Genomic DNA, 2,073 nt, shown 5'->3' with positions numbered 1-2,073 from the left:
GCGACGCCGCCGACGAGCAGCGCGAACGCGACCATCACGAGCGGGTCCATGGCGCCACGTAGACCCGCGGGTCGTTAGTCTCCGTCGGTGAACCGCGCGAGCTCTTCGCGGGCGGCCTCGGAGCCGTAGCCGTCGACGAGCGGTCGGAGCGCGTCCCCGAGCGCGCGCATCGCCTGACTCGTCGAGTGGAAGTCGAGCGCGTCGGCCACCTCGTCCCACGGCCGCGCCTGCAGGAGTTTCGCGACGAGCAGCCGCTCCTCGCGGGCGCCGAGGTCGGCGTCCCCCGCGAGGAGGTGGTGGACGGCGAGCCGGCGGAACGGCGCGGGGTCGACGCTGTACATCCCGGGGCCGTGGGCGGCGCCCGCGACGACCCGCCACGACGAGTCCGCGAGCGCGAGTTCGTGCGTGGCGTCGCAGGCGGCGAGTGCGGCGCGCGCGACGTCCGGGTCGAGGTCGCGCAGCGAGTCCGCCAGCACGCCGGCGACGCGCTCGGCGAACCAGTCCGCGTGGCGGTCGTGGAGGCGCTCGCCGAGGTGCGAGAGCGGGTCGAGCATCACCGCGGAGTACTCGCCGCTGGTGTCGTTGCGGGTCGTCGAGAGGTGGACCGTCGAGTAGCCGTTCGCGGCCCAGAACGACAGCAGCTCGGGGGTGGCGCCGTAGCCGACGCCGAGCCAGTCGGCGTCGTCGCCGAACTCGCGACGGACCTCGCCGAGCAGCCGCGACCCGAGGCCCCGGGAGCGGGCGGCGTGGTGGGTGGCGATGCGCATCACGCGGTAGCCGACGGGAACGGCGGCGTCCTCGTCGCGGAGCTGGCTGGTGAGGACGTCCGGAATCATGTTCCCCTTCACGCGCTCGCCCTCGTACATGCCCGCGCGCAGGTCCGCGTCGAGGCCGCCCTCGCGGGCGAGCAGGGCGACGGAGACGACGTGGCCGTCCGCGAGGAGCGCGCGTACCGCGAGGTTCGGCGCGTCGAGGAGGCGCGCGAGGTCGTTCGGCTCGGTGCGGTAGTGGGCGTACACGAGCAGGCCGAACGCCTCCCGGAGCAGGTGTTCGTCCGCCGCGAGGTCCGCGGGCGCGAGCGCCTCGTAGGTGACGCTGTCCGTGTCGGCGTCCGCGACGAGCGAGTCGACGGCGGGGCGGGCGTCGAGGCCGAGCGCGCGGAACGCCCAGACCTCCACGGGGTCGCCGGCCGCGTACCGAATCGGCGCCGCGAGCGTCGCGTCGGTGACCGCGTGGTCGGCGTTGGCGAGCCTGTCGCGGAAGCGCACGTCGAACCCGCGGCCCGCGCCCTCGTAGCCGTGGACGGTCGTGGTGAACGCGAGGCGCTCGCAGTCCAGCAGCGACTCGAGCAGGCGCACCGGAATCGCCGCGGCCTCGTCGGCGAAGACCGCGTCGGGGTCCCCGGGCAGCTCGGCGGCTTCGGGCGGCTTCGCGAACCGAATCCGGCCCCCCGAGCGGGTCTCGATTGCGTCGCCGTCGCTGGCGAGCGCTCCCAGATCCTCGAGCAGTTCCCGCGCTCGCGCGAACAGTTCGCTTGCGCTGCGCCGGCCCGGCGCGGTGACGAGCACGTCCAGTCCCTCGCGCGCGAGGCAAGCCGCAGCGAGCCCCGCGACGCTGGACTTCCCGCGGCCGCGGTCGGCCTCCGCGACGACCGCTGCGGGCGGGTCGCGCAGCGCCTCGAAGGCCGCGAGCGCGTCCATCTGGTCGCCCGTGAGACACGCCTCGTAGGCCTCTCGGGGGAACGCGCGGTCCGCCGGTGGGTCGGGCGGCGACTCGGCGATTCGCGGCGCGGGGTGCGTGAGGCCGTCGCGTTCGAGCGTGTCGCTGTTCACGTCGTAGACTGCGATGCCGCGGTGGGCGCGCAGCGTGTCGACGAGCCGGCGGCGGAACCGGCCGGCGACGTCCGCGACGTCGAACGGCGGGACGGCCAGCCCCTCGTCGAAGGCGTCGCGGCGCGCGGGCCACTCGTCCAGCGGCGGCGCGAGCAAGAGGAGGAGGCCGCCGCCGTCGACGGCGCCGACGACCCGGCCGAGCGCGTTCGGCCGGCAGTCCTCGTGGGCGTCGAAGACCACG

At 75.4% G+C, this 2,073-nt stretch carries 1 protein-coding gene; it reads right to left on the bottom strand.

Annotation, left to right across the window (positions count from 1 at the left end):
* Nucleotides 1-74 precede the first annotated feature (74 nt).
* On the bottom strand, nt 75-2,073 hold a 1,999-nt coding region (tmcA, locus tag GJ634_RS14985), incomplete at its 5' end, for a tRNA(Met) cytidine acetyltransferase TmcA (protein ID WP_157503632.1).

Source organism: Halobacterium sp. CBA1126, from assembly GCF_009741975.1.
Classification (GTDB): Archaea; Halobacteriota; Halobacteria; order Halobacteriales; family Halobacteriaceae; genus Halobacterium.
The sequence above is the reverse complement of the archived record's forward strand: the minus strand, read 5'-3'. Positions and strand labels throughout refer to the sequence as shown.